Origin of the sequence: Paenibacillus sp. YN15 (assembly GCF_003285005.1) — a bacterium.
Lineage (GTDB): Bacteria > Bacillota > Bacilli > Paenibacillales > NBRC-103111 > Paenibacillus_AR.
In genome coordinates, this window is the sequence record NZ_QMFA01000042.1 from 18678 (window position 1) to 44357 (window position 25680).

Annotated in this window: 15 protein-coding genes; 8 read left to right on the forward strand and 7 right to left on the reverse strand. The window is 58.0% G+C overall.

All coding sequences use genetic code 11. From position 1 onward, the window contains the following. Window positions 1–12: 12 nt before the first annotated feature. The 5 genes from DQG13_RS24900 (at window position 13) to DQG13_RS24920 (ending at window position 10923) form a co-directional block, all read left to right on the forward strand. Complete coding sequence (locus tag DQG13_RS24900; protein ID WP_113022889.1) at window positions 13–1197, forward strand: phosphoribosylaminoimidazolecarboxamide formyltransferase; 1185 nt, start codon at window positions 13–15, stop codon at window positions 1195–1197. Between the two features lie 15 nt (window positions 1198–1212). After that, entirely contained in the window at window positions 1213–1944 is a 732-nt protein-coding gene (locus DQG13_RS24905; RefSeq protein ID WP_113022890.1) for an IMP cyclohydrolase, read from the forward strand. A 5-nt stretch (window positions 1945–1949) separates the two neighbouring features. Then, window positions 1950–3218, forward strand: a complete 1269-nt coding sequence (gene purD, locus DQG13_RS24910) for a phosphoribosylamine--glycine ligase (RefSeq protein ID WP_113022891.1) — start codon at window positions 1950–1952, stop codon at window positions 3216–3218. Window positions 3219–3594: 376 nt separating this feature from the next. Next, window positions 3595–10023 (forward strand): CBM96 family carbohydrate-binding protein, encoded by a 6429-nt coding sequence (locus tag DQG13_RS24915; RefSeq protein WP_113022892.1) that lies wholly within the window; start codon window positions 3595–3597, stop codon window positions 10021–10023. 387 nt (window positions 10024–10410) lie between these two features. Continuing rightward, complete coding sequence (locus DQG13_RS24920; protein ID WP_181592977.1) at window positions 10411–10923, forward strand: LamG domain-containing protein; 513 nt, start codon at window positions 10411–10413, stop codon at window positions 10921–10923. A gap of 609 nt (window positions 10924–11532) precedes the next feature. On the opposite strand, the gene DQG13_RS31620 is transcribed toward DQG13_RS24920, so the two are convergent. Continuing rightward, window positions 11533–11661, reverse strand: a complete 129-nt coding sequence (locus tag DQG13_RS31620; RefSeq protein ID WP_258525851.1) for a hypothetical protein — start codon at window positions 11659–11661, stop codon at window positions 11533–11535. A gap of 220 nt (window positions 11662–11881) precedes the next feature. On the opposite strand from DQG13_RS31620, the gene DQG13_RS24930 reads away from it, so the two are divergent. After that, window positions 11882–12553, forward strand: a complete 672-nt coding sequence (locus DQG13_RS24930; RefSeq protein WP_258525852.1) for a Bax inhibitor-1/YccA family protein — start codon at window positions 11882–11884, stop codon at window positions 12551–12553. An 823-nt stretch (window positions 12554–13376) separates the two neighbouring features. On the opposite strand, the gene DQG13_RS24935 is transcribed toward DQG13_RS24930, so the two are convergent. Next, entirely contained in the window at window positions 13377–14255 is an 879-nt protein-coding gene (locus tag DQG13_RS24935) for an AraC family transcriptional regulator (RefSeq protein ID WP_258525853.1), read from the reverse strand. Between the two features lie 209 nt (window positions 14256–14464). On the opposite strand from DQG13_RS24935, the gene DQG13_RS24940 reads away from it, so the two are divergent. Beyond that, complete coding sequence (locus tag DQG13_RS24940) at window positions 14465–16963, forward strand: glycoside hydrolase family 2 TIM barrel-domain containing protein (RefSeq protein WP_113022896.1); 2499 nt, start codon at window positions 14465–14467, stop codon at window positions 16961–16963. Window positions 16964–17466: 503 nt separating this feature from the next. On the opposite strand, the gene DQG13_RS24945 is transcribed toward DQG13_RS24940, so the two are convergent. Further along, window positions 17467–19638, reverse strand: a complete 2172-nt coding sequence (locus DQG13_RS24945; protein WP_113022897.1) for an alpha-galactosidase — start codon at window positions 19636–19638, stop codon at window positions 17467–17469. A 102-nt stretch (window positions 19639–19740) separates the two neighbouring features. Between DQG13_RS24945 and DQG13_RS24950 the strand changes: the two genes are divergently transcribed. Next, window positions 19741–20616 carry a helix-turn-helix transcriptional regulator gene (locus DQG13_RS24950; RefSeq protein ID WP_113022898.1) on the forward strand — a complete coding sequence of 292 codons (876 nt, stop codon included), beginning with the start codon at window positions 19741–19743 and terminating at the stop codon, window positions 20614–20616. Window positions 20617–20652: 36 nt separating this feature from the next. Here DQG13_RS24950 and DQG13_RS24955 read toward each other — a convergent pair whose 3' ends face one another. From DQG13_RS24955 to DQG13_RS24970, 4 genes are read right to left on the reverse strand one after another with little or no spacing between them, the layout of a single operon-like run. After that, window positions 20653–21933 (reverse strand): Gfo/Idh/MocA family protein, encoded by a 1281-nt coding sequence (locus DQG13_RS24955; RefSeq protein ID WP_113022899.1) that lies wholly within the window; start codon window positions 21931–21933, stop codon window positions 20653–20655. Next, the gene (locus tag DQG13_RS24960; protein WP_113022923.1) at window positions 21920–23611 is read right to left on the reverse strand and encodes a DUF4091 domain-containing protein; all 1692 of its coding nucleotides are present in this window, start codon (window positions 23609–23611) and stop codon (window positions 21920–21922) included. The genes DQG13_RS24955 and DQG13_RS24960 overlap by 14 nt, the downstream gene beginning before the upstream one ends. Before the next feature lie 28 nt (window positions 23612–23639). After that, a complete protein-coding gene (locus tag DQG13_RS24965; RefSeq protein WP_113022900.1) occupies window positions 23640–24773 on the reverse strand; it encodes a glycoside hydrolase family 88 protein in 1134 nt (377 codons plus the stop codon). A 22-nt stretch (window positions 24774–24795) separates the two neighbouring features. Further along, window positions 24796–25677 carry a carbohydrate ABC transporter permease gene (locus tag DQG13_RS24970; RefSeq protein WP_113022901.1) on the reverse strand — a complete coding sequence of 294 codons (882 nt, stop codon included), beginning with the start codon at window positions 25675–25677 and terminating at the stop codon, window positions 24796–24798. Window positions 25678–25680 lie beyond the last annotated feature (3 nt).

Sequence of the window (25680 nt, forward strand, 5' to 3'; positions counted from 1 at the left end):
GGATAAGAACTCATGAGTCAGAATGCGGAATCCAAGGAATTGACCCTTCGCTATGGCATGAACCCGCACCAGAAGCAGGCCAAGCTTACCCATGACGCGGCGCTTCCGCTCAAGGTGCTGAACGGGGAGCCGGGTTATATCAACCTGCTGGACGCCCTGAACGGCTTTCAGCTGGCACGGGAGCTGCGGCTTGCCACCGGTTTGCCTGCGGCGGCATCGTTTAAGCATGTCAGCCCTGCGGGGGCGGCGGTAGCCGTACCGCTGACAGGGTCGCTGGCCAAGGCGTATTTTGTGGAGGGGCTCACGCTGTCTCCACTGGCTACCGCTTATGCCCGGGCCCGGGGAGCGGACCGGATGTCCTCCTTCGGCGATGCGGCGGCGCTCTCCGATGTGGTGGACGCCTCCACCGCGCAGCTCTTGAAGCGGGAGGTATCCGACCTGGTAGTGGCGCCGGGATATACGGATGAGGCGCTGGAGATTTTGAAGGCCAAGAAGGGCGGCAAGTACCTGATTCTGCAAATTGACCCCGACTATGTGCCCGACCCGCTGGAAAGCCGCAAGCTGTTCGGCCTGACCCTGCAGCAGGAGCGCAACAATGCGGTGATCGATGAGGATGCCCTGAATCATATCGTCACTGAAAACAAGGATTTGCCGGAGCAGGCCAAACGGGATTTGCTGATTGCTCTGGTGACGCTGAAATATACCCAGTCCAACTCCATCGTGTACGCCCTGGACGGACAAACCATCGGCATCGGCGCCGGACAGCAGTCGCGGATTCACTGCACCCGGCTGGCCGGGGACAAGGCGGACCGCTGGTTCCTGCGCCAGCATCCGGCGGCCCTCTCCATGAGCTTCCGTCCCGGTCTCTCCCGTGCCGAGCAGAACAACGCCATCGACCTGTGGCTGGAGGAGGAACTGACGGCCGTGGAGCAGGCGGCGTGGGAAGCGGCCTTCGCAGAGGTTCCGGCCAAGCTGACCCGGGAGGAGAAGCGGGCCTGGCTGAATAAGCTCACCGGCGTGTCCTACGGCTCGGACGCTTTCCTGCCCTTCCGGGACAACCTGGACCGGGCCAGCCGCAGCGGCGTCAAGTATGTGGCCCAGGCAGGCAGCTCCGTGCGGGACGAGGAAGTGGTCCAGGCCGCCAACGACTATGGCATGGTTATGGCCTACTCCGGCGTCCGGCTGTTCCACCACTAAGAAGGAGGCGCAGGCATGACAACCAACAGAGCCGCACTTGCGGACGCTTATCTGAATGAGCTTCGAACCAATTCCTACCCCGGCCGGGGCATTGTCATCGGCTTGTCCGAGGACGGGGAGCAGTATATCCAGGTCTACTGGATCATGGGGCGCAGCGAAAATAGCCGCAACCGGGTGTTTATTGCCGAGGACAACGGCTTCCTGCGGACGGAAGCCCGGGACCCGGCCAAGCTCACCGACCCGTCGCTGATTATCTACTACCCGCTGAAGCACTTGGGCGGCGCCCATATCGTCACCAACGGGGACCAGACGGACACCATCCACGAGGCGCTCCAGCAGGGAGGCAGCTTCGAGGGCGCTTTGGCCACCCGGACCTACGAGCCCGACGGCCCCAACTTTACCCCGCGGATCAGCGGGCTCACGGACCTGGCGGACAGCCAGTTTGCCTACAAGCTGTCCATCCTGAAGTCCGCCGGCAACAGCGAGGACCAAACCCTGCGCCACACCTACACCTACGAAAAGGCCCTGCCCGGCTTCGGCCACTGCATCCATACCTACGAAGGCGACGGCAACCCGCTGCCCTCCTTTACTGGCGAACCCCGGCTGGTTCCCCTCCGCGGCGATGCGGAGACGATTGCCGGCACATATTGGAGCCTGCTTGATGCGGACAACCGCATTTCTCTTTTGGTCAAAACCATCCGCAAAAACAGCGGTGAAACCGGACTTGTTATTATCAATAAGGAGTAGAGAACATGCGGATTTTAGTCATTGGAAAAGGCGGCCGGGAGCATGCCATTCTGTGGGCCCTGGCCAAAAGCCCCAAGGTGTCCAAGCTGTACTGCGCTCCGGGCAACGGCGGAATCGCCTCCCTGGCGGAATGTGTGCCCATCAAGGAGCTGGAGTTCGAGAAGCTTAGCGCTTTTGCGTTGGAAAACAAGATTGATCTGGTTATGGTTGCCCCTGACGACCCTCTTGTGGCCGGGCTGGTGGACCATCTGGAGGAGAAGGGCATTACCGCCTACGGTCCCCGCAAAAACGCGGCCCTCATCGAAGGCAGCAAGATCTTTACTAAGCAGTTGATGATGCAATACGGCATTCCTACTGCTGCTTATGCCAGCTTTACCAGCTACGATGAGGCTGTGGCCTATGTGCGGGCCCAGGGAGCGCCTATTGTGGTCAAGGCCGACGGCCTGGCCGCAGGCAAGGGTGTAATCGTGGCGCGGACGGTGGAAGAGGCGGAGGAAGCTTTGAAGAGCATTTTGCTGGACAAGGTGTTTGGCGTTTCCGGCAGCAGTGTGGTGATTGAGGAATTTTTGGAAGGGCAGGAAATGTCCCTGCTGTCCTTCGTGGATGGGACGACTGTTAAGCCGATGGCGCCCTCTCAGGACCATAAGCAGGTCTTCGACAATGACCAGGGGCCGAATACGGGCGGGATGGGTACCTACTCTCCTTTGCCCCATATTCCGGAGGCGGTGGTAGAGGAGGCTCTGGCCAACATCGTGCGCCCCATGGCTGAAGCGCTGGTCAAGGAAGGACGCCCCTTCAAGGGCATCCTGTATGCCGGACTGATGCTGACCAATAAGGGTGTCAAAACCATCGAGTTCAACGCCCGTTTCGGCGACCCGGAAACCCAGGTGCTTTTGCCCAAGCTGAAGACGGATCTGGTGGATATTATGCTGGCGACCTTGGACGGGACGCTGGAGCAATTGGAAATTGAATGGACCGATGACGCGGCTGTTTGCGTCGTGATGGCTTCCCCCGGCTATCCGGGCAGCTATCCTACGGGCTTGACCATCAGCGGTTTGGACCGGGTAAGCCCCGAGGCCATGGTATTCCATGCAGGGACGGCGTTGGGTCCGAACGGGGAAATTGTCACTGCCGGAGGCCGTGTGCTGAACGTGGTGGGTGTGGGCCGCGACATCGCCGAAGCCCGGAACAACGCCTACGCCGAAGTGGACAAAATCAGCTTTGATGGCGCCCACTACCGGACGGACATCGCCGCCAAGGCGTTGCGGGGCTGATAAGGCATTACACACAATACGGCAGATAGAATTGCAGGCGGCTCCCAAAGCGGGGGGCCGCTTTTTGTTGCCTGTTTGTCTCCCTGTCCGGACCATGCCGTGCCCGCCGCCGAGCTGTTCTTTTGCCGCTTCCCCCAAAAAAAGTCACCTCCACAAGAAAAATGAGCTGCCATACCTAAAGAATGGTCACCTGACGGGAGAGGTGTCAGTTGTCCGATAAAGGCGGGCTTTGCTATGCTTCGTCACAGCGCGGGAGTCCCGGCTCCGGACTGCGTCAGGATCGGAGGTCGGAGCGCAGGCGGCAGCACCGCCCAATATGCCCCAAGAAAGGGAGAGATAAGATTTGGCCAATCACAGATGGAGGCTTGCAAGAAACATGCTGACGGTTCTTCTGGCAGCATTGCTGGCTGTTCCCGCAGTCCCCTGGCTGCCCGGTGAGCGCAATCGCACAGTTGCTATGGCAGCTGGCGGAGGGAATATTTTCCAGTTGGCTCCTACAGATGATGCATATGTAAGAGGAGGCCATGCCAATGCCGATACTGCTTTCGGTACAGAGGAGAGCATTATTATCAAAAATGTAAACGCTGACATTGTTTCGACCAGACAGGGGTTGCTGAAATTTGACCTGAGCGCCGTTCAGGGGCCGGTCCGCTCGGCCAAGCTTAAGGTGTACGGCAAGATAGACTCCGATCCCGATCCCAAGTATCCGCCGCATGACCTGTTTTTTTACGGGCTGGAAAATGACAGCTGGACGGAAAAGGGAGCCACCTGGAACAAACGTCCGGATATGGACCATTTTATCGGTTCGTCGTTGCCGGATAAGACATGGAAGTGGCTTGAAATTGATGCGACCGCTTTCGTAAATAAGCAGCTGCTGCAGGACGGCAAAGCCAGCTTCGGCGTGGTGCAGAAAACCGCCAATGGGGTTGTCGCCCGCATCAACAGCAAGGAAAGCAGCGCCAATCAGCCGTATCTGGAGATTGAAACCGGTTCTGCCGGGGAGGGTGTGCCGGAATGGCCGCAGGACGCCCGTCTGGAATTGGCGCAGCGTGCGGGAGAGGAGCCCGCCTTGCAGTGGACTCCCGCAGAGTATGCCGGAGACTACCGGATCTACCGGGACGGCGCGCTGCTGGGTACAAGCGGCGGCGGAACCTCCTTCACCCTGGCCGGGCTGGAGCCAGGCCAAAAACATACCTTCCGGGTAGAAGCCGGAAATGCCCTGGGCCAGTGGAATTCCGCCGGACCGTATGTAACGGCAATCATTCCTCCTGCAGGCAGTGGGGTGATTGCTCCCGCTGCGGACACCTTTGTGCAGGGCGGAAGCTCTGCAACGAAAAATTATGGCTCTTCCCCGGTTTTGGCCATCAAAAATGTCAACAGCGACCTGAACGTCACGCGGCAAGGGCTGCTGAAGTTTGATCTTTCCGGCTATGCGGGAGCCGTTGGCTCCGCTAAGCTGCGCATTTATGCAGCCAGCATAGACGCCGATGCAGCCAATCTTCTTTTTTACGGTCTGGAGAATGATGGGTGGCAGGAGAATGCAGTGGTTTGGAGCAACAAGCCCGAGTTGGAGCATACGCTGGGGAAAGCCGCTCTGAACAGGATCTGGAAATGGGTGGAGATAGATGTCACTTCCTTCATCAGGGAGCAGGCAGCCAAGGACCGGACGGCAGGCTTCGCCATTGTCCAGCAGGAGACAATGGGCAATGTCATCAACATGACCAGCCGGGAGAACAGCCTGTTCCGTCCCTACCTGACCATTGCGGAGGAAAAGGCCGATCCGCTCGCCCCCGTCTGGCCGGATCAGGCCCGGGTTGCCGCTGACGGTATGACGGAAACGGGACTCGCCCTGAGCTGGTTCCCTGCAGCCGACCCGGGAGGTGTGACCGCCTACCGGATTTATCGCAACGGGGAAATTATGGGGACAGTGGATGGCAGTACCCTTGCCTATCAAGCGGAGGGACTGGAGCCGGGCCAGCGGTATACCTTCCGGGTGGAAGCGGGCAATGCCGCCGGACGGTGGACCTTGGACGGACCGTATGCCACTGTGCTTGTTCCAAAGACCTCGCTGGTATCCGAAGTCATGGGCAATGTTTTCACTGCCGGGGAGCCCATCCGCATGAAGGTGGCCACCACAAGGCCTTTGGTGGAGTGGAGGGTGCGGGATTGGCGGGGAAGCCTGCAGCAGGAGGGGACTGCCTATTCTCATAATGGCGAGGTTCAGTTGAATGTCCCTTTTAGCAAGCTGGGGCAATTTATTCTGGAAGCGGCGGTGAAGTCGGAATACGGGGAGGATATCGAGCTGAAAACAAGCTTCGCCGTTGTTCCCGGGCCGCAGGATCAGGCCAAGCTTGCCGGATCGCCCTTTGGCGTTGCCGCCCATCTTCACCGTTATGCGTACGGCTGGACGCCCGATTTGCTTCCGTTGATGCATTATGCAGGCATTCATACCGTCCGGGGAGGCAATGAATGGCCTCTCGAAAATCCCAGAGGCGTATACAACTTCGGGACGCCGGACGGATATATGTACAAGGTTGCCGATAGCGGCATGGAATTTATGCTGGTGACCGGCTATAACAATCCTCTTTACGACAATAACAGCACCCCCTATACGGAGGATGGCCGCCAGGGCTTTGCCAATTTCGCCAAGGCGTATGCGGATCAATATCCCGGCATGATCCACTCCATGGAGGTCTACAATGAATTCAACGGCGGCTTCGGGGACAGGGGCACGGGTCCTGCCGATTCCAAGCCGGAATATTATTTTTCCCTTCTCAAAAAGACCTATGAGACGGTGAAGGCAGCGCATCCGGACCTGCCGGTGGCGGGGATGGTCACGGCCGGCACTCCGCTGGCCTGGATGGAGGAGGTCTTCAAGCTGGGCGGGCTGGACTATCTGGATGTCATTTCTATCCACCCCTACCAGTATCCCAATTCGCCCGAAAAACTGCTGAAGGACATACAGGGGCTGAAGGCGCTGGTGCGCAAGTACAATAACGGGCAGCTGAAGCCGATTTGGATCAGCGAATTCGGCTGGCCCACCTTTATCGGAGCCAGAGGGGTAACGGAGAGCGTGCAGGCGGATTATTTGCTGCAGGCCCATGTGCTGGCCCTATCGGAGGGAATCGAAAAGATCATCTGGTACAATTTTATGGATGACGGCATTGTGAAGGATCTGAATGAGGATAACTTCGGTTTGGTGCACAATGTATTAAGCGAATGGGGGGCCTATACGCCCAAGCCGGCTTATGCGGTATATGCCGCTATGACCCGGGAGCTTTCCCAAGCGGAATTTAAGGCGGATGAAACTGCCGATGGGGTGTCCAGCTACTTGTTTGACGCCGCCGGAACGCCATTGCGGGTGGTTTGGAGCAACACGCCCCTGCAGGCTGCCATTCTTGCGGATGGGCCGGTGGAGATTATGGATGCCATGGGCAACTCCGCTCTTTATACCCCCTATGAGGGCAAGATTTACGCCACTCTGACGGGGGAGCCCATCTACATCAAGGGGGCCGTCGAAGGCGTTGAGCCGGATTCCTCAATCACCATAACCGCCGGCAATGCTTTTGCCGGGCAGCCCGTCCCGATGAGCGTCGGGTTTGCCAATTCCGATGCAGAAGAGTTCCAGGCGGAGCTGCGTGTGGACGGTCAGACTTATCCGATTCAGGCTGCCGCCGGGGAGACTGTCAGTGTGCCGGTTGCCGCAGGGGGACTGTCCAATCCGGGAAGGCGGGTCGTGGAGGGTTATCTGTACCGGGACCAACAGCGGATTGGTCTGCTGCGCAGCATGGCCCAGGTGCAGGAAGCCTATGAGGTCAGCCTGCATCCCACCTATGCAGCCGGGGAGAAAGGAGAGCAGGTGCTCAAGCTCAAGGTGCGCAATCTGGATGAGCAAACCCCGCTGACGGTGGAAAAAGCACAGTGGAAAGTAGGGAGCCAGTCTGGAGAGGAAATCTGGAGCGCCCGGATACAGCCGGGCGAAAGGGGGAGCTTTTCTATTCCTCTTGCGGCCGTGCCCGAAGGCACCGATCAGGCCGTCAGCGTTAGTCTGAGCCTGGGCTCCGCAGGCAAATACGTCTATGAGGGCAAGCTGCAATTCAACCCCGTTCTGAAGGGAACCGTAGCGGTGGACGGCAGTGTGGATGAATGGGTTGGTTCAAGCCGGCCTGCTATTGATTTGTCCAAGGGAACCGTCAAAATAACCGGCTATCAGGGAGCCGGGGATTTAAGCGGGCAGGCATGGATGCACCATGACCAGCAATATCTGTACGTCACGGCGCAAATCACCGACAACAAGCACAGCGCCGCATTTGCCGGAGCGGATATCTGGCGCAATGACAGCATCCAGTTCGGCATTGCCTCCGGACTTCCCGGAGCAAGCGCCGATTGGTACGAATACGGCATATCCCTCACAGATGCCGGTCCTCAGTTGTACCGCTGGACCGCTCCCGCCGGGAAGAAGGCCGGTCCGGTGGAGAGCGGGCAGGTCAGGATTGCCCGTTCCGAGGAAGAGAAGCACACGGTCTATGAGCTGGCTCTGCCCTGGGAAGAGCTTGAGCCTGTCCGGGCGCAGAAGGATGGCGTCATCAGCTTCTCTCTGCTGGTTAACGACAACGATGGCGATGGCAGACGGGGCTGGATTGAGTGGGGCTCGGGAATCGGCGAGGGCAAGCAGCCCAGCAAATTCAGAACCATGCAGTGGATTGACGATTCCTACCTCCCTGCCGTCCGCATCACCGGGGTTCAAAATGGGGCCGTCTACAACGACCGGGCTGTGCCCGTTGTGAGGGCGGAGGATGAGGACGGGGACCTGGCGGAGGTTCACATTCTCCTGGACGGAGCGCCCTGGGATTCCGGCATAGCCGTCACCGGCAAAGGAAGCCATGTGCTGGCCGCAGAGGCGAGGGATCAGGCTGGGCATACGGCCAAGGCTTCCGCTGCCTTCACCATCCTGCACAGCACGGCGCTCGGGCTGGAGAACAAGGCGGTGAAGCTGGGCGAAGCCATCGTCCTGCAGGCTGCGCTCCGTGATCTTGGGGACCGTCCGGTTGCCGGACAGCCGGTTGCCTTCAATATTTCGGGACAGTCGGGCACCGCTCTGACGGATGAAGCGGGGATGGCTTCCTGGACAGTGCCGGAAGGGGCTTTGCCGGAAGCGGGCATATACCCGTGGCAGGCTATGTATGCGGGGAGCGATACGGATTATTACAGGGGGAGCAGCGGGCGGAGAAGCCTGCATGTGTATGAAGGCGCAGCCGTTCCGCCTGTTGCTCTAAGTGGACGGTATGCCACCCGGAGCGGTGAGGCGGTTAACGGGACGCTCCGGGCGGAGGCGGCGGCAGGCAGCAGTCTGAGCTTTTGGATCACTGCCAATGGCAGCAAGGGAACGGCAACGATTACGGATGCGGTGTATGGGCAGTTTATTTATGAGCCGCGGCCCGGTGAGACAGGAATGGATGAATTTCAGTTTGCGGTTTCCGATGGAACAGCGCAATCGGCGCCGGCCACCATTGCCATTGAAATCCGGGAGGAGGAGCCGGTTCTCCGTCAACTGGAGTTTGGGCAATCCGGGTACACTCTGTATCCGGGGGATACCCTGCAGACCGTGGTGCAGGCTGTTTATGAGCATGGCGCCCGCGTGGACGCAACCTCCCGGTCCAGCTTCTCCTCGGGCAATCCTGCCGTGGCGGAGATGAATGCCGCCGGGGTCATTCAGGCGCGTTCAGCGGGAACAACGGTGATTGCAGCCACTTATGGAGGGCTTAGGGCAGAAGCGACAGTAACTGTGAAGGAGCGCTGGTATTCAACAGGGGGCGCCCCCTCTGAAGCAATATCGGCTACAGGTCGTCTGCTGGTTCCTTCGGGAATACCGGGTGAGCTTTCGCTGAACAGCGAGGCGGCAATTTCCATCCCGGCCGGGGCCATGAATGCCTCTGTTCTCTATACCATCGAAAAGCTGGAAAATCGGCAGGACTATCCTGCGGGCGACGGTCTTATCCTGATGAGCGGCATGTACGATATCCAAAAGGATGTCCCGGGGGATTTTGCCAAGCCTGTGCTCGTCCGCATCCGACTGGCTTCGGGGATGCCGGGAGCAGGACGGCAGCCGGCGCTTTATTATTATGATAACCAGACGGGGAAATGGGTGAAAATAGGCGGGACGCTTCAGGACGGATTCGTCGGCGCTCAGGTGGATCACTTTACCGTATTTGCTGTTTTTGCGGAAGCGCCCGGGCAGGAGAAGCCCGTGAAGACGGAGCCGCCGTTAATGGGATTTGCGGATATTTCAGGCCATTGGGGGGAGGCGGCCATCAAGCGGGCTGTACAGTATAAGCTCGTCGACGGCTACGATGGCGGCCTGTTCCTGCCGGACCGGAGCTTGACCCGGGAGGAGCTTGCGGTGATGCTGTGGCGGGCTGCGGGCCAGCAGGCGGCTGCTGCAGGAGGGGCTGCCTTCACGGATGAGGACCGGATCAGTCCCTGGGCGCTGGAGGCTGTCCGCCATGCCGCCGCCCGCGGCTGGATCGAAGGCTATGAAGACGGCAGTCTTCGCCCGCAGGCCCTTGTCACCCGCGCCGAAATGGCCGTTTTGCTGATGAGGATGTGCCAGGACGGACCTTGGACGCTGGCGGCAACCGGATTCTCCGATGACGGGAACATTCCCCAATGGGCCAAATCCTTCATTGCCCATGCAGTGGAGGCGGGGTATCTGGAGGGAAGAGGGGAGAACCGGTTTGAGCCGTTGGCTCCCGTCACCCGGGCGGAAATGGCAGCCGTTCTGGTCCGCGTGAAGGAGAAGGATTGATCTCCAAAGCGTGGAAAAACAGTAAATGAAAATAGCTGTTCAAATTTCATTTTTTTGTGCAAAGAAAGAGACTGTGCGAAAAGTCAAATGGGAGAAGCGCTAACGAATCTATGTATCGCTATTTGACTATAGGTGAGCATGTTTGAAATCTAACGAATCGTAGGATCGCTATTTGTCCGAATTTGCGCCGAACTGCGCTCAAACAGGCGAATAACGCGATATAGATTCGTTAGATTTTTTTTCATGCCCGTTTTCGCGAAATAGCGTGATAGAGATTTGTTAGCCAGATTCTGCTTGTCCTCAGGACAGCCCCTTGTTCTTGTTTTTTTGGCCATAAAAATGCTGCAAAAAACAGCCCAAAAAAGTGCAAGAGCCGCCTCCCGGGATATGATACGCTTTTGGGAGCTTCCCGAAAGTTTCCTGCTGGAAGTTGATGATCTGCGGGAGGGCGGCGGATTCAGTCTGGACTTATGGCTGAAGCTGGAATCGCTGGAGGAAGGACAGATGATCGCGGACACAACAGCTTCTTCAGGTGTGGGGCTAAGGCTGTGTACCGGGCCGCATGGAACCTTGCGTCTGGAAATGAGCGACGGGCGGAGCGGCTCTTATTGGGACAGCGACGCGGGATTGCTGCAGACAGGGAAATGGCATCATGCCGCCGTTATTGTGGATGGGGGCCCCAAATTGATTCTGTTCGTCATGGATGGCATTCTGTGCGATGGGGGAGAGGAACGCCCCTTCGGGTGGGGACGCTTTAACCGGGAGCTGCGCTCGGTCACAAGCGGAGCGCCTCTCCGCACCGGTACTTCCAGGGGGATTGAGCTTGCGGTGCTTCGGTTCTACAACCGGGCGCTGCGGACCTCGGAGGCGGTAGGAAACTTTCAGGCCGGTAAGGACTAGCCATTCGGGGGAGGGGGAAGCACCCTATGAGTTGAGGAGCCTGTACTTCCCGGGCATAATGAAGCATTGTGGGATATCGCCCTGCACAGCAGCGCGCTTATTGCTGCGGGAGAACGGATGTTTTCCCGTTGGAGAAAATGCGGCAAGCAGAATCTGGCTAACGAATCTCTCTCACGCTATTTCGCGAAAACGGGCATGATGAAAAATCTAACGAATCTATATCGCGTTTTTCGCCTGTTTGAACGCCTTTTGGCGCAAAATCGGACCAATAGCGATCCTACGATTCGTTAGATTTCAAACATTCTCGCATATAGTCAAATAGCGATATATAGATTCGTTAGCGTTTCTCCCATTTTTGAGCTTTCAAGACAGCCTCTGGACCGTTGTGCCGGAAGAGGCCATTTGGTACGGTACAATCCGCCAATTGCATCTTTTGTTCCGCTCAGGGCAGAATTTCCGGATGATTATCCGGTGCTCTGGGCTTGTTTCGTCTTCTATGTAAGCGGGGCTTTTCTGCTGGAGGAATGCTCTTGATCAAGCCGCCGCGGAAAAAACATACGGATAATGCAGCGCCGCAGGAGCAGCGGAGCTGTGAACAATCTGATTCGCTTAGGGCTCCGGCTTGTTGTAGAACAGCCGCTGCTTATGAGCCCAGACGAATGCCACCGCACCCGCCGAACCGGCCAACAGAGCCAGGAACAGCCAATGGTTCCGCACAAAATCCACAAAAGCTCCCATGCTGGTTTTCCTCCTGCCTTAATCTCCCCAAACCTGTGCCCTGTGAATGCTCCCGGACTTACGTCACGTTTTGGGGGATGATTATAGTATGGGTTCCATAAATTCACCTTATGCTAAGCCTTGGGTCTTCAGGACAGGTAATAAAATGGCAGGAATATGTGATACAATGGAAGGAGGACAACTGCAAGAATCAAATCGAACCGAAAGGTGGAGCTTCAAAATGGATGTTCAATCCCGCCCGATTGTGGTGGATATGGAACGGGAAGCGTACAATGATCCCTTCCACAAGCTTATGCGGATGTTTACCATCTCCGTTCTTATTTCCTTCATTGGCACGGCTATCGGAACCATGGTTCCGCCGGCGCTGTTCCTGCCTTTGGTGGTGGTGGAGTTCGTGATGGTGATTTCGGCGTTCTGGATACGCAGAGGCAAAAAAGCCATCGGCTACCCCTTTGTGTTTGCCTTTACCTTCATCAGCGGCGTGACGCTGTACCCGACCATCGCTCATTATGCCAATATTGGCGGCAATTCTTTGGTGCTGACGGCATTTTCGGTGACGGCCGCAGGTTTTGCCGCGCTGTCCTTCTACGCCTATTTCTCCAAGCGGGACTTCAGCTTCCTGGGCGGTATGCTGACCATCGGGCTGTTTACCCTGGTGGGCTTCAGCCTGGTGGGCATGTTCACCGGCGGCTTCGGCGGCGGCCTTGGTCTGGGAATTTCCGTTTTGGGCGTGCTGATCTTCTCCGGCTACATCCTGTATGATATTTCCCGCTACCGGCAGGGTCTCTCCGACGAAATGATTCCGCTGGCTGTCATGTGCCTGTATCTGGACTTTATCAACCTGTTCCTGTACGTGCTGCGCATCCTGGGCATTCTCAGCTCCGACGACTAGAGGCGGCGGTTGGGCAGAGGTGCGCGGGCCAAGCCTGGGCCGGTTGCGGATGCGGGTCAAGCCTGGGCCAGTTGGTACGGGTCAAACCTGAGCCGCGCGCGGGTGCGAATCAAGTGAACAGCAGCAAGGGGCCGACTCGAATTCGGCTAGGACGTGTTTGCAAACTCCGAGTGGAGCAGATTTGGCCGAATTTTCGTTCATGGCAAGGAACTTTCGTGAAGGCGTACCGGGGGTACGTCAAGCGGAAGTGACGAAGTAAGGGACGAAAAGGCGGTGAAAGATGCCCTCAAGCGGGTTTGCAAACACGGCCTAGGCAGGCGACCGTGCGGGTTCGAATCCCACCCTCCGTTTTATGTACCACAGATCAAACTCCTGCCGATTGCTGCAGGAGTTTTTGTTCGTATATCGGAGAAGCCCGTTTTTCTGGCAAGGAAAATGATAGCGCACAACAAAAGTATGCTATTAGCATAAAACGGATGAAATTCGCCGATTAGCACACATAAAATGTATGCTATTGCCGCTCAAGTTCCACCAAATGGGCAGAATGGAGCGAATAGGATACATTTTATGATTGCTATGTGAGAAATTTGGAGGCGAATAAACAGTTAGCGTACATTTTTAGGCGCTTACATCAGCTTGGCGGCTTGGCATTTTACCAAACACGGGTTTCTTTTTGTTTTTGCAAAAATGAGAGGCCATCCCTCCGTCATCCTCATGACTTTTGGGACAGCCTCTTTTTTTGTGGTCGCCGGGGCCAATTGGTGGAATAACGGAAGCCAATTTTTGCTATTCGTCTGAGGGAATGGAGATCACCGGGGAAAACCTATCGCTTCTCCTCCACCCGTTGGAGAGAGCGGCGGAAGCGGTGGGGGCTTAGGCCCACATGCTTGCGGAACATCTGGCAAAAATAGGAGGTGTTCTGCAGCCCCACGGCGCGGCCGATTTCCTCCACGCTTTTGTCCCCTGTCCGCAGCAGGAGACAGGCCTGGCGGACCCGGACTGCCGTCAGGTAGTCCGTAATGGTGCTGCCCACCGCCTGGCGGAAGGCGGCGGAGACATGGCTGGGGGTCAGATGGACGGCCTGGGCCAGCAGCTCCAGCTGGAAGGGCTCGGCGTAGCGGGCCTCCAGCCAGTCCATCACCTGCTCCGCCACCTGCGAGCCCTGGGGCGGCGGCAGCCGGCGCAGCATATCCGGCTCCTCATGCCGCTTCAGATGCCCCAGCATATCCGCCAGGCAGAGCATTTGCTCCTCCAAAAGCTGGGCCTGCTCCGCCCCCTCCATCCGCTCCCGGTATTCCGCCAGCTTGTCCACAGTCCGCTCGAGGGGGAGGCTCTGGAACACCTGCTGCTGCAGGGGCTCTTTCCATAGCCGAAGCAAAAACTGGCGAAGCGAGGGAAAGGCCTCCAGACGCTCGGCCAGCTCTCCCGGCTCAAAAACCAGGAGGGTCCGGATATACGAGCCGCCCGGCTCTGTCCGCATGATCACACGGTGGAGCTGAAAGGGCCGGAAGGCCACCAGATTGCCTGCTGTCAGGTCAAAAATTTGCCGGTTGACCACCACCCGGATGCTGCCTTCATGGACAAACAGCAGCTCCATGCCTTGATGGGCATGGTAAATTTCCGAGAACTGCCGGGTCCGGTCCACCCGGAAGGAGCATTGCACCGGATGCTGGTTCAGGTTCATATAGTTGAGTATTTTCATAAGCAACATTCGCCGCCTCACCGTAATGTAACAACATTTTATCATAACAGACCCGGACTTTGCAGGCTCCTTCATCTGGTAAGATGCAGGTATAACCTTCCCCCAAAAGTGACGGTAAGCCCAGAAGCGGATTCCGGGTACTTTTGGGGGAGCCCCCATTTGCAAAAACGCAGATTAGCTTGTTTCACATAAATGAGGAGGGAACCGACATGCAATCCATCACATTGACAGAGGGCTGGGAGCACTACCGCGGCGGTTTGGGAGGGATTTGGGAGGTTTGGCGGGCGGATAAGCTGCCCAACAGTTTTTTTCATTTGCCGTGGGAAAAGGTGACGCTGCCCCATTGCTTCAACAGCCATGACGGCGTGGACCCGGACGTGAAGTATTACCAGGGGGAAGGCTGGTACCGGACCCGGCTGCAGATCAATAACCCCTATCCGGGCGGGCGGACGCTGCTTCATTTTGAGGGTGTGGGGCAAAAATCGGCGGTGTTCATCCATACGGAGGAGCTTGTCCGGCATAACGGCGGCTATGATGAATTTACGGTGGATATTACCGAAGCGGCGGAGCGCATCCGGCAGCATCCCTTATACGGAGACGGCCGAGTGCCCTTGGCGGTGCTGGCGGACAATTCCCGGGACCTGCAGACAGTGCCGTCGGATATCAGCGATTTTAACCTGTATGGGGGGATTTACCGGAAGGCGCATCTGGTGTATGTGCCGGCGATCTCCCTGGAGCGGGTGCATGTGGCGGTGGAGACGGAGGAAGCCGGACTTGGGCAAAAGGGGCAACCCCGCTTCCGGGCACAGGTTTCCGTGCGGACCAGATTGTACAATCCGGCAGGGACAGCGGGGGAGACGCGGCTGACGGCTGTGGTCCGCGATCCGTCCGGAACGGAAATCGGCCGGTTCGAGCAGCTGTGCGACCCGTCGCGGGAGGGGACGGTGGAGATCGGTTCCTTCGGGCTGGAGGAGCCGGTGCTGTGGAGCCCGGACGAGCCTCTTTTGTATACATGTGAGGTTATATTGTCAGGGGAACACGGAGAAACCAAGCTGCTGGAGCGCTTCGGGGTACGCCACTTTGAATTTGTGCAAAAAGGGCCGTTCCTCCTGAACGGGCAGCGGCTTCTCTTAAACGGCACCCAGCGCCATGAGGACCATGCCGGAGTAGGAGCGGCGATGACCGATGGGATGATCCGCGCCGAAATGAAGCTGGTGAAGGAAATGGGCGCCAATTTTATCCGGCTGGGCCATTACCAGCAATCCCGGCTGGTGCTGGACCTGTGCGATGAGCTGGGGCTCTTGGTGTGGGAGGAGATTCCTTGGTGCCGCGGCGGGCTGGGCAATGAGGCGTACAAGGCGCAATGCCGGGACATGCTCCGGGCGATGATCGACCAGCATTACAACCACCCGTCCGTCATCATCTGGGGACTGGGCAATGAAAATGACTGGGAAGGCGACTACGACTATTTTGACAAAGAAGCCATCCGGGCGTTTATGAAGGAGCTGCATGAGCTGTCCCACCGGCTGGACGACTCCCGGGTGACGGCCATCCGTCGCTGCGAATTCTGCAAGGATCTTGTGGATGTGTATTCCCCCTCCATCTGGGCGGGCTGGTACCGGGGCATCTATACCCAGTATGAAACCTATACCCGCAATGAGTTTGAGCAGACAGACCGCTTCTTCCATATGGAGTGGGGCGCGGACAATATGGCCGGCCGCCATGTGGAAAAGCCGTACACCGGCTTTGCGGAGATTGCTTCCGGCGTTACCGCCGAGGAGCGGGACGGGGATTTCCTGATGTCCGGCGGCGAACCCCGGGTATCCGTGCTGGGGGATTGGTCGGAAACCTATTTCTGCGATCTGGCGGATTGGCATCTGAAATGCCAAGAGACCATGGATTGGCTCACCGGCACGGCCCAATGGGTGTTTAAGGATTTTTCCACCCCGGTGCGTCCGGAGAATCCGGTGCCGTATGTGAATCAGAAGGGCTTGGTGGAGCGGGATTTGACCAAAAAAGAAGTCTATTACGTCTTCCAATCCTATTGGAGCAAGGAGCCCATGGTGCGGATCTACGGCCATTCCTGGAAGGTGCGCTGGGGCCGGGCCGGGGAAAAGAAGCGTATCCGCGTCTACTCCAACTGCCGCCGGGTAGAGCTCTTCGTCAACGGCGTAAGCCAGGGTGTGAAGGAGCGGAACAACCAGGATTTCCCCTGCGCCGGATTGCGCTGGGACGTGGAGCTGGCGGAGGGAAACAATGAGCTGAAGGCTGTAGGCTGGAATGGTGATGGCGCAGTTGACGGAGCGGTTGGCGGGGCAGGAGAGTCTGCAGGAGCTTCCGCGGCTGCGGGCAGCGCACAGTCTGCCGCTGTGGCGGATCAGGTGCAGCTCCGCTATCAGACGGAGACCTGGACGGCGCCGGCTCACCTCCAGCTCACCGCCCGCCGGGTTGCCGCGGACCGGGTGCTGCTGGAGGCGGAGGCCTATGACGCCAATGGCGTTTACTGCGCCGATGCCGCCTGCTTCGTGCGCTTCTCTACGGCAGGGGATGGCCGGCTGCTGGATAACCTGGGCACCGCCCAAGGCAGCCGCCTGGTGCAGCTGGCCAACGGCCGGGCGGCCATTTACGCCCAGGTTCAGCCGGGAGCGGGCTTTGTGGCCGCTGTTTCGGCGGAGGGACTGCCGGCCGCCCATGTGATTGTGACCTAATGCAGGCAGCACTGCTTTCCCGGTAAGGAATGAAAATGGATGAATATTTTTGGCTCTAACCATAAATCAGGGCTTGAGCGCGCCTCTGCCTGTTGTCTGTTCATAAGCTTAGGCAGTTTAGCGCAGATTTGAACCCATGGCGATACTGGGAACATGCCCCCATTCCTAACGGCGGTGAGAGCCTCTATTTGCTCCAAAACGGGGGGCTGCCAAATCTAACGGAAGCAGGAGCCCTTATTGGGCTAAAAAAGGACTTGCGGCGGAGCAATCGGTCCCAATAGCGGCTGTTGCCGCCGTTAGATTGTCTGAAGCGGTGTTTTTGCAGAAATAAGAGCTCCCACTGCCGTTAGCGTCAGACCATGGCATGGTCTAACAGCCCTCCGTCCGTGGCGTCAAGCACTGATTTTGGCGTAGAGCCATATNCGTCAGACCATGGCATGGTCTAACAGCCCTCCGTCCGTGGCGTCAAGCACTGATTTTGGCGTAGAGCCATATTTATTCGCTTAAACAACTCCGTTGGACAGACTCCTGGTATACTTGTACAAAACGAACGAGAAGGGGGCGGGCAGAGCAAAGCCGTACTCTCCCCGGCTGTCGGGCTGCAGCAGCAGCGGTTGCGGCGGGGATGGCTGCAGCGAACCGCCGTCCACCCGGATCAGCTCCTCCAGAACAATGGGGGAGCTTTCCGTATTCCATAAGCGGAATTTCGCCGATGGGGCGGGGGCAAGCTCCCGGAAGATCAGCAGGTAGCCGCTGTCTGCGGAGGAGATGCTTTGCAGCCCAGTCCATTCCGCGCCCGAGGGTTCCTGACCCAGGGGCAGAATGTGGCCTGCCAGAATGGCGCTGTGGTGGGGCTTCACCGCCCGGATGACGGCGGTCAGCGCCTCCGACTGGGCATCATTCAGACCGGAGAGCTCCATCCATGCCAGCGGATTGGCGAACATGGCCGCTGCCAGGGCGTACAGCTGCCCGCAGCGCGCAGGCGCAAGGGGGTCCGCCCCATACTTCTCAACGTTGCGCTCCACATTCAGAAATTCCATCTGCAGCCTGCGGGCAGGCAGATACGGACACAGGGTCCACAGATTCCGCAGAGTCCAGTGGGGATAATAATTGAGCCAATCGGTGTAGCGGTTCTCCAGAAAAATGCTGCCGTATTGGGTGCGGCCAAAGTATCCCAGACGTTTCTGTGCAGTGGCGTCCAGATTGAACTGCACCCGCCCCCTGGCGGCCAGAACAACCTGCTGCATGGCTTTGCACAGTCTTTGCTCTCCGGTCTTGGAGCGGATATCGATGCCGTCCAGCTTGAACGCGGCGATGCCGTATTGCCGGTGCAGCTCCAGCATTCTGGCGGCATCCTGCTCCCAGTGAATGTAGTCGTTGGTGGTGTCCAGAGAGAACCATAGCCCCAGCTTTACGCCCAGCTGCCGCGCCAGCTCCGCCACAGGGCCAAGCCCGTTGGGGAACCGCTCAGGATGATGGCTCCAGAAATCGCCCCCGCCGCTGTAGAAATCCCCCCACCGGCCGTTGCCTCCGGCAGCGGCCACGGAATTGGAGCTTACGCCCTTCTGCCAGCCGTCGTCAATCTGGACGATATCCAGTCCAAGCTCCGCCGCTTTGCGCAGCTCCTGCATCAGGAAATGCTCGTTGACTCTTCCGTCCTTGGAGCGGTCGCCCCAGGTATTGCTCATCATGAAGGCGTCCCGCTCCGGGCGGAATACCCGGATGCTGCTGTGGTAGTCGTGAAGCAGCCTGAGTCCTCCATATTCCGAACCGTCGAATACGCCGACTGTGCTGCCGTATGTGCAGATTTCCTCCCCGTCAGCCTCCTCCCGCCGTATTCCCGTCCCCATAATGGCCAAACGGCAGCCTGTGAGCTGAAAGTCCAAACCAGGCTCCTCCAGCTGTCCAAGCGGGGTGGGCCCCTCCTTGATCAGAACAAGTCCGGCCTTCGCCAGCGTCCGGCGGAAAAACATCAGATTGCCCTTTAATCCCCTGCGTTCATTCCGGTACAAAAGCCCATGCTCATGGCTTGCCAGATTATTGTTGGTATCGGTCCGGTCATAGAAGGCCGCCGTCTCCCAGCGGCAATGAAGATGATTCAGCTCCAGCGCGTCCAGATATCCGCCTTCTGCGGCCGCAAGCTGCTGCGTGGCATTGTTGTCCAGGACGGGGGAGCCGTCTTCTTCACGTTTGTCCGTGTTTTTGTCCTTGTCCCGCCTCTCTTCCCACAGAAGCAAACCCGCGGGTTTGCCGCTATCCGAAGGGCGGGGAGTGCAAGCCTTCACCGTGAGAACCTGCCGAATAAAGGGGCTATCGGGATAAATCGCCGCACTAAGCCGCACGGTCAGCCCCATACCCGGAAACGCCATGTCGATATGAGCCCGCAGGTGCTTGCAGGCGATGCCGCAGTCATCATCCGTGTCGGCGGATGCGGCGATCCATGCCGCGGCCTCCTCATTGACGGCCTGCCACGGCAGGGCGAACGCCAGCGCAGCAGAGCCGTCCAGCTTGATCCATTCCTCCTTTCCGGTTTTGTCCAGGAGGGAGACGCAAGCAAGGCGTCCTCCCGCGAAGCTCCAGCTCCGCTCAATGCGGCTGTTGCCCACTGCAATCCGTTCTCCGTCCGCCAGCACGTAGCAATCCTGCCATTGTCCGATAGTTTTCACTTTATTCATGCCCCGCTTTCGTTCCTATGAATAGAGTAGTAATATATTATTAAGCATATATAGGAGCATTTCTTGCATCAACAGTAAATAATTCATAAGGAGTAGTAAAATATGACGGCCAACAGTGTTGGATTCCGCTATCTGTCCGAAAGCTCCGACCGGTTGTACCGCATCTATTCCATCGGACATCAGACAATCCGGAGCGAAACGTATTCATGGAATGGCTTGACTAGGGAGGGCGGCGGCTTGATCTTCCAATATACGCTGCAGGGGACAGGCTGGCTGGAGGTTGGGGGCGAAAGGCATAAAGTGGGCAGGGGCCGGGGGTTTCTCGTGCAGGTGCCCGGCGATCATAAATATGCCTTCGACGCTCATGAAGCGGGGGAGTGGGAATTCATCTGGCTCAGATTCGAGGGGCCGGGGATTGAAGAGCTGTGGCGGGAGTGGATGGACAAGGTGGGGCCGGTGGCGGAAATTGCCCCCCAGGACCAGCCCATTGTCCTCTTGCATGATTTGTACCGGGACGTGGCGCTGAGGCAGACGGGAGACCGTTTTGCCATGTCCCTGCGGATTTACGAGTGGATGCTGTCGCTGCTGCGTCTGCTTGCTGGCAAGCAGGGGGAGCCAGCGGGTATTCCCGGTCCGTGCCGCAATGCGGCTGCCATGATGAACAAATTCTTCGCCAAGGATTTGACCCTTGGGCAGGTAGCGGAGCAGGCGGGGGTAAGCCCCGGCCATCTGTGCGCCATGTTCACCCGCTATTACGGCGTCACCCCCATCGAATACATCCGGAACCGGCGGCTGGAGCATGGAGCCAAGCTGCTGCGCCAAACGGAGCTTTCCGTATCGCGGATAGCCGTCCTGTGCGGATACGACAATGCCAGCTATTTCGGCAAGGTGTTTCACAAGGTGCTGGGCATGGCTCCAAGCGCATACCGGCAGCTTCCCCCTGGGGAGATTGAGGACGCCATGCGGCTGCTGGAATAATTCCCCTGGTAATCGGGCCACACGCTGCAGAGAGACTCAGAATGGCAGCTTTTCCACCGTGCCTGTCTTGCGGGATGACTCTGCAGCGAATCCGATGGCATGTCCGTAGATGGATTGCTCCAGCGCTGTGCAGGAGATGGAGGGCGCTTCCCCCTGAAGCACCCTGACGAAATCCTGGACAAGCAGCAAATCCCCGCCTCCGTGATGGTCGCCTGAGACGTTCAGGACAACCTCCCGCTCTGTGTAGCCGCTGGCAGTCCGGAAGGAAGGCCTGCGGATGAGAAAACGCCCGTCCTCCATTACACCCTGAATCTCCCCCTCCGTGCCGATGATATGAAGGGTGCGGCATGGTCTGGTTGTAGCCCCCACCATATTGTGGGTGGCGGTGCTCCCGTTGGCGAACCCGATCAGCACGGACTGGCGGTCCACCACATCATTGCCACAATGCCACACACACCTTCCATAAGGACTCTCTTCCTTGAGGAGGCGGTGTTTTTCCTCTTGGGACATCGCACTGCCCAGATGCTCATTGGGCCACACATAGAAGCCCCACCAGTTCTGCAGCAGGTAGTGCTTGGCGGCGGAGAACATGCAGGCATGCTCGATGGCGCAATCCTTCAGACAGCGTGTTCCCGCTCCCGCCGGAGCCCGCTCCGAACGGAAATAGACCAGCCCGCCCAAACTGCTGACCTGTTGGGGAAATGTATCCCCGTTGAGCCAGGATATCAGATCCAGATCATGGCAGCACTTTTGCATCAGCATGGGGGAGCCGCATTCCGCCTCGTTGGCCCATTTGCCCCGGATAAAGGAAACCGCCATATGATGATAGCTGACATGCTCGGCAGTCTGAACATTGACGATTTCCCCGATTTCCCCGTCCTTCAGAGCCTGGCGGACGGCTGTGTAGAAGGGGGCATAGCGCAGGACATGACAGATCATGACAATCCGGCTGCATCGGCGGGCGCATTCCTGCAGGCGGATAATTTCCTCCATGCTGACGCCAATGGGCTTCTCCAGCAGGACATGGTAGCCTGCTTCAAGGAAGGGGATTGTCGTTGCGATATGCTGCCGGTCCATGGTGCCGTTAATAATGGCATCCGCCATCCGGGGACGGGCCGCCGCTTCCTCGGCAGAGCGGAAGCAGGAGGCAGGCTCAAGGCCGTATAACTCGGCTGCCAATTGTCTCCGCTCATCATCAGGCTCCACCACTCCGGCAATGCGCAGCTTGTCGGGATGCAGCCGGGCATACGAGGCGTAAATCATGGCCCGGTGCCCGGCGCCGACAATGACGGCTGTGACAGGATTAGGGCCTTTCATGGACAGCACCCTCCTCCCGGTGACGAAGGTGACGCCGGATCAACCGGTTGACAGCCTCCCGCTTTTCAAGAAGCCAGCTGTCCTCCCGGGGATAGCTGCTGAAGGTCAGCTGAGTGTCCAGACCTTCCTCCAGCATAGCCAGGACATGCTCTCTGCCGATCAGGGCCTCGAGACATTCCAGAGCCCGCAGATCCTGCAGCCCTTCATGGAAGGCGGCCAGCCGGATGGATTCAATCGGTCCGTCCGGTCCCGGATAGACAACGAAGGCGTCGCCGGAGGGGAAGGCGTGATCGCAATCCGTAACCTGGAATGGATTTAACTGCCGGATGGAGTATTGGCTGTACCAGAAGTTGTAGCCCCAATGCAGGAACCCGCTGATTTTGTATTTGTACAGCTGCATGCCGATGATCCGGGTGCGGGCAAGGGGATGGGCCATAAAGCGGTTGGATACATCTCGGTCCTGGGAGTTGCAATAATACACCCATAAGCCGGGCACCTCCGCGTCAAGAAACGGCTGGACATGGTTGGTGGCGGGCACCGGAACCGGCACCAGGCCGGATTCATAGAAAGCATAATCCGACAATGCATCAATGCGCGGGTACGCATCCACATGGCCGCTGATCCCTTTTACCGCTTCCCGGTAGGATTCCAGATGCTCCAGATGAGGCTCGTCCGACACATGAAAGAAGCAGTTGGAGCCAAGCTGATGGTCTTCAATGAAAAGCCTCAGTTGGGGAAGAAACTGCTTCAGGAACGACCGGTATTCGCTCCCGGCCGCATCGGTGTCCCATCCGAACAGCCTTACCGTCCCTTCCTTTGTGTCCGCCATGATTTTCGGCGCATGCTGTGCCCCCCACTGGGTGAACAAGTGGGAGAACTCAAAATGGGTAATGCCGCATTTCCGGCATAACGCCACCCAACGCTCCAGCTTGGCGAATCCGAAGCTGTAACGCCCTGCCGAGGCGTACACGTCCACCAATTGGGCAGTGGGCCGTTCTCCTCCCACTTTGGTATCCAGAGGAGGGGTAAACAGCGGGGTCAGCAGCGTGTTGACTCCGTTCCTGACGGCGGTGCGAATAAACGCCTCCATCAGTTTCCAATGCTCCTCGCTGAATATCTCCTGCCTGTAATGGGTGGCGATGCAATCCGCATGGAACCATTCGGTCCGCAGCAGCCTTTGCCCGGGAAGAGTGGCGGGAAGCAGCTGCAGGTTGAGGGTTTCCTCTCCCAATATGCCCTTTTCCGGGGAGCTTAGCCGGATCGTAATGGGATAGCTGCCTGGAGCATACCGGCAATCCGGGTCCACTTCAATCCGCAGCGAATGCCATTGGCCGCCAAGGGCCGTGATGGGTTCGCCGGAGGCCAGGCCATAGAGCGGGTCCGGATACAGCCCCGGCGTCCGCCGGAGGACATAATCGTCCGAGGTGTCTCTCACCGGATATTCCGACGGAACCAGCCCGATGCGCTGCACCCGAATCGCCTCCTTCAGCCCGGACTCCACCTCTACCTTGATGTCCCGAATCCGTTGGCCGGAACGGAAGGCAATCTGAAAGGAAAAACGCTCGTTCAGAAGGGCAGAACCCGCCGAATATGCCGAAGCGTCAAGCTCCACGTCAGGGAATACCTTGGGCAGAGAGCTGATGCAACGGGTTTCGAAGCGGTTTGCATCTGATGTCATGATAAATTTCTCCCCTTTATTCTGCGATTTAATCATACCAATAACCCGGGCGCTTGTTCTCCAGACGCATCATCGCCTCGAGATAGTAGTAATCTCCCCAGATCATATAGTCATCCATGCCTCTTCCTCCCCGGACATGATAAGCACCGTGCTTCAGCAGCCCCTCTGCATCCGGCTCATGTCTGGTGGAATAGTTTTCGTACAGGGATTGCATGGCGCGTTCTGCAGATTGGGCAAAATAGCGGGTATCCTCTCCCTGCGGGTCCAGATGCTCCAGCAGCTCCAGAATGCCGCATACTGCAATGGCGGAGGCGGAGCTGTCCCGTGGGGTGTCCCCCGTAACGGGAGCGTCAACATCCCAATATGCCACGTGGTCATCGGGCAAATGCAGGATGAAGTAGCGGGCCAGCCGTTTGGAGGTTTCCAGGTACAGGGAGTTGCCGGTGTACCGGTAGGACAAGGCAAAGCCGTAAATGCCCCAGGCCTGGCCCCGGGTCCAGGTGGACCCGTCCTGATAGCCCTGATGGGTTCCGCCCCGCAGCGGCGTTCCGTCCTCTGGGTCGAACCAGAAGGTGTGATAGGAGGAATCATCGCCCCTGACCAGGAACCTGCGGCTGATGTCCGCCTGACGCTCCGCAATCTGCCGGTACCGGCTGTCGCCTGTCTGTTGGGACGCCCAATACAGAAGGGGAAGATTCATCAGGCAGTCGATAATAATTCTTCCCCCATTCTGGGGATCGCCTTCAGTCCCCCAGGCCTGGATAAAGCCTCCCTTGGGCCGGTAGCGCTCCAGGAGAAGGTCCGCCGCATCCAGAGCCAGCCGGCGGGCTCCCTCATCCCGGGTGGCCATCCATCCCGCCATGGCCGACAGCGAATAGAGGAAGCCCAAATCATGGTGGGCCAGATTCACCCGTTCCTCCAGTCTTCGTCTGAAGTCCGCCAGCTGGCGGCGGGCGGCGGACAGCAATTCCCTGTCGCCGGAATATTCAAAGCCCAGCCAGATCATGCCGGTATAAAAACCGTCGATCCAGTCGGTATTGCCTTCCCATAAGTAATGCTTGCTCGGCGATGCTTCCCGGGTGATATGCGGGAAAAGCTCCCCGTGGCTTCTGATGTTGTTGTGCAGCTTGCCAATGGCATCTTCAATCGCTGATTTCCACATGCCGTGCTCCTTTTGATGTCTGTTACTCCTTGATGGCGCCGATCATGACGCCCTTCACAAAATACTTTTGCAAAAACGGATAGAGCAGAAGTATCGGAACCGTAGCGACGATGATAGTGGCGTACTTGATGGTCTCCGATACAAACTGGGTATCGCCGCCGCCCACGCCGGTGAGCATGTTGTCCGTGCTGTTCTGGATAAGAATCTCGCGCAGAATCAGCTGCAGGGGAAACAGCTCCCGCGTCCTCAGGAAAATCAGGGCATGGAACCAGGCATTCCAGTGCTGCACGCCGTAGAACAGCACCATTACCGCCATAACCGGCAGGGACAGCGGAATGATAACGCGAAACAGAATGACCATGTCATTGGCCCCGTCGATTCTGGCCGATTCCTCCAGTGCGGCGGGAACGCCCTGGAAGGCAGTACGCATAATGATCAGATTGTAGGCGCTGATCAGAGTCGGAAGAATCAGCGCCAGGCGGTTGTCCAGAAGGCCGATGTCTCCCACCAGAAGATACAGCGGCACCAGTCCGCCTTGGAAGAACATTGTGAAAACAATCATGAACATGATGGCGTTCCTCCACATCACTCCCTGTCTGGAGAGCCCGTAGGCTCCCAGCGCTGTCATAAACACATTCAGAGTGGTGCCCAGGAGGACATAAAACAGCGTATTCAGATACCCTTTGGGAATCATCGGATTTTCGAATACCCGCATATAGGATTCAAAACTGAAGCCCACCGGCTTCCACAGTATTCCCCGCGCCTGATAAAGCTGGGACGGATCGCTCAGCGAGGCGAACAAGACATAAAGAAAGGGGTACAGAGTGAGAAGAGACAGCAGGACAAGAAAAAGGTAATTGCAAAACTCGAATGTCCGCTCTCCCGGTGTCAATTTGCCTGGCATGCA

What these genes read in the sequence shown, in the direction of transcription:
- DQG13_RS24930 (WP_258525852.1), top strand. Translation starts at nt 11,882, where the DNA reads ATGGATGTTCAATCCCGCCCGATTGTGGTGGATATGGAACGGGAAGCG.
- DQG13_RS31620 (WP_258525851.1), bottom strand. Translation starts at nt 11,661, where the DNA reads ATGGGAGCTTTTGTGGATTTTGTGCGGAACCATTGGCTGTTCCTGGCT.
- DQG13_RS24905 (WP_113022890.1), top strand. Translation starts at nt 1,213, where the DNA reads ATGACAACCAACAGAGCCGCACTTGCGGACGCTTATCTGAATGAGCTT.
- DQG13_RS24945 (WP_113022897.1), bottom strand. Translation starts at nt 19,638, where the DNA reads ATGAATAAAGTGAAAACTATCGGACAATGGCAGGATTGCTACGTGCTG.
- DQG13_RS24915 (WP_113022892.1), top strand. Translation starts at nt 3,595, where the DNA reads ATGCTGACGGTTCTTCTGGCAGCATTGCTGGCTGTTCCCGCAGTCCCC.
- DQG13_RS24965 (WP_113022900.1), bottom strand. Translation starts at nt 24,773, where the DNA reads ATGTGGAAATCAGCGATTGAAGATGCCATTGGCAAGCTGCACAACAAC.
- DQG13_RS24970 (WP_113022901.1), bottom strand. Translation starts at nt 25,677, where the DNA reads ATGCCAGGCAAATTGACACCGGGAGAGCGGACATTCGAGTTTTGCAAT.
- DQG13_RS24920 (WP_181592977.1), top strand. Translation starts at nt 10,411, where the DNA reads ATGATACGCTTTTGGGAGCTTCCCGAAAGTTTCCTGCTGGAAGTTGAT.
- DQG13_RS24955 (WP_113022899.1), bottom strand. Translation starts at nt 21,933, where the DNA reads ATGAAAGGCCCTAATCCTGTCACAGCCGTCATTGTCGGCGCCGGGCAC.
- DQG13_RS24935 (WP_258525853.1), bottom strand. Translation starts at nt 14,255, where the DNA reads ATGAAAATACTCAACTATATGAACCTGAACCAGCATCCGGTGCAATGC.
- DQG13_RS24950 (WP_113022898.1), top strand. Translation starts at nt 19,741, where the DNA reads ATGACGGCCAACAGTGTTGGATTCCGCTATCTGTCCGAAAGCTCCGAC.
- DQG13_RS24900 (WP_113022889.1), top strand. Translation starts at nt 13, where the DNA reads ATGAGTCAGAATGCGGAATCCAAGGAATTGACCCTTCGCTATGGCATG.
- DQG13_RS24960 (WP_113022923.1), bottom strand. Translation starts at nt 23,611, where the DNA reads ATGACATCAGATGCAAACCGCTTCGAAACCCGTTGCATCAGCTCTCTG.
- DQG13_RS24940 (WP_113022896.1), top strand. Translation starts at nt 14,465, where the DNA reads ATGCAATCCATCACATTGACAGAGGGCTGGGAGCACTACCGCGGCGGT.
- purD (WP_113022891.1), top strand. Translation starts at nt 1,950, where the DNA reads ATGCGGATTTTAGTCATTGGAAAAGGCGGCCGGGAGCATGCCATTCTG.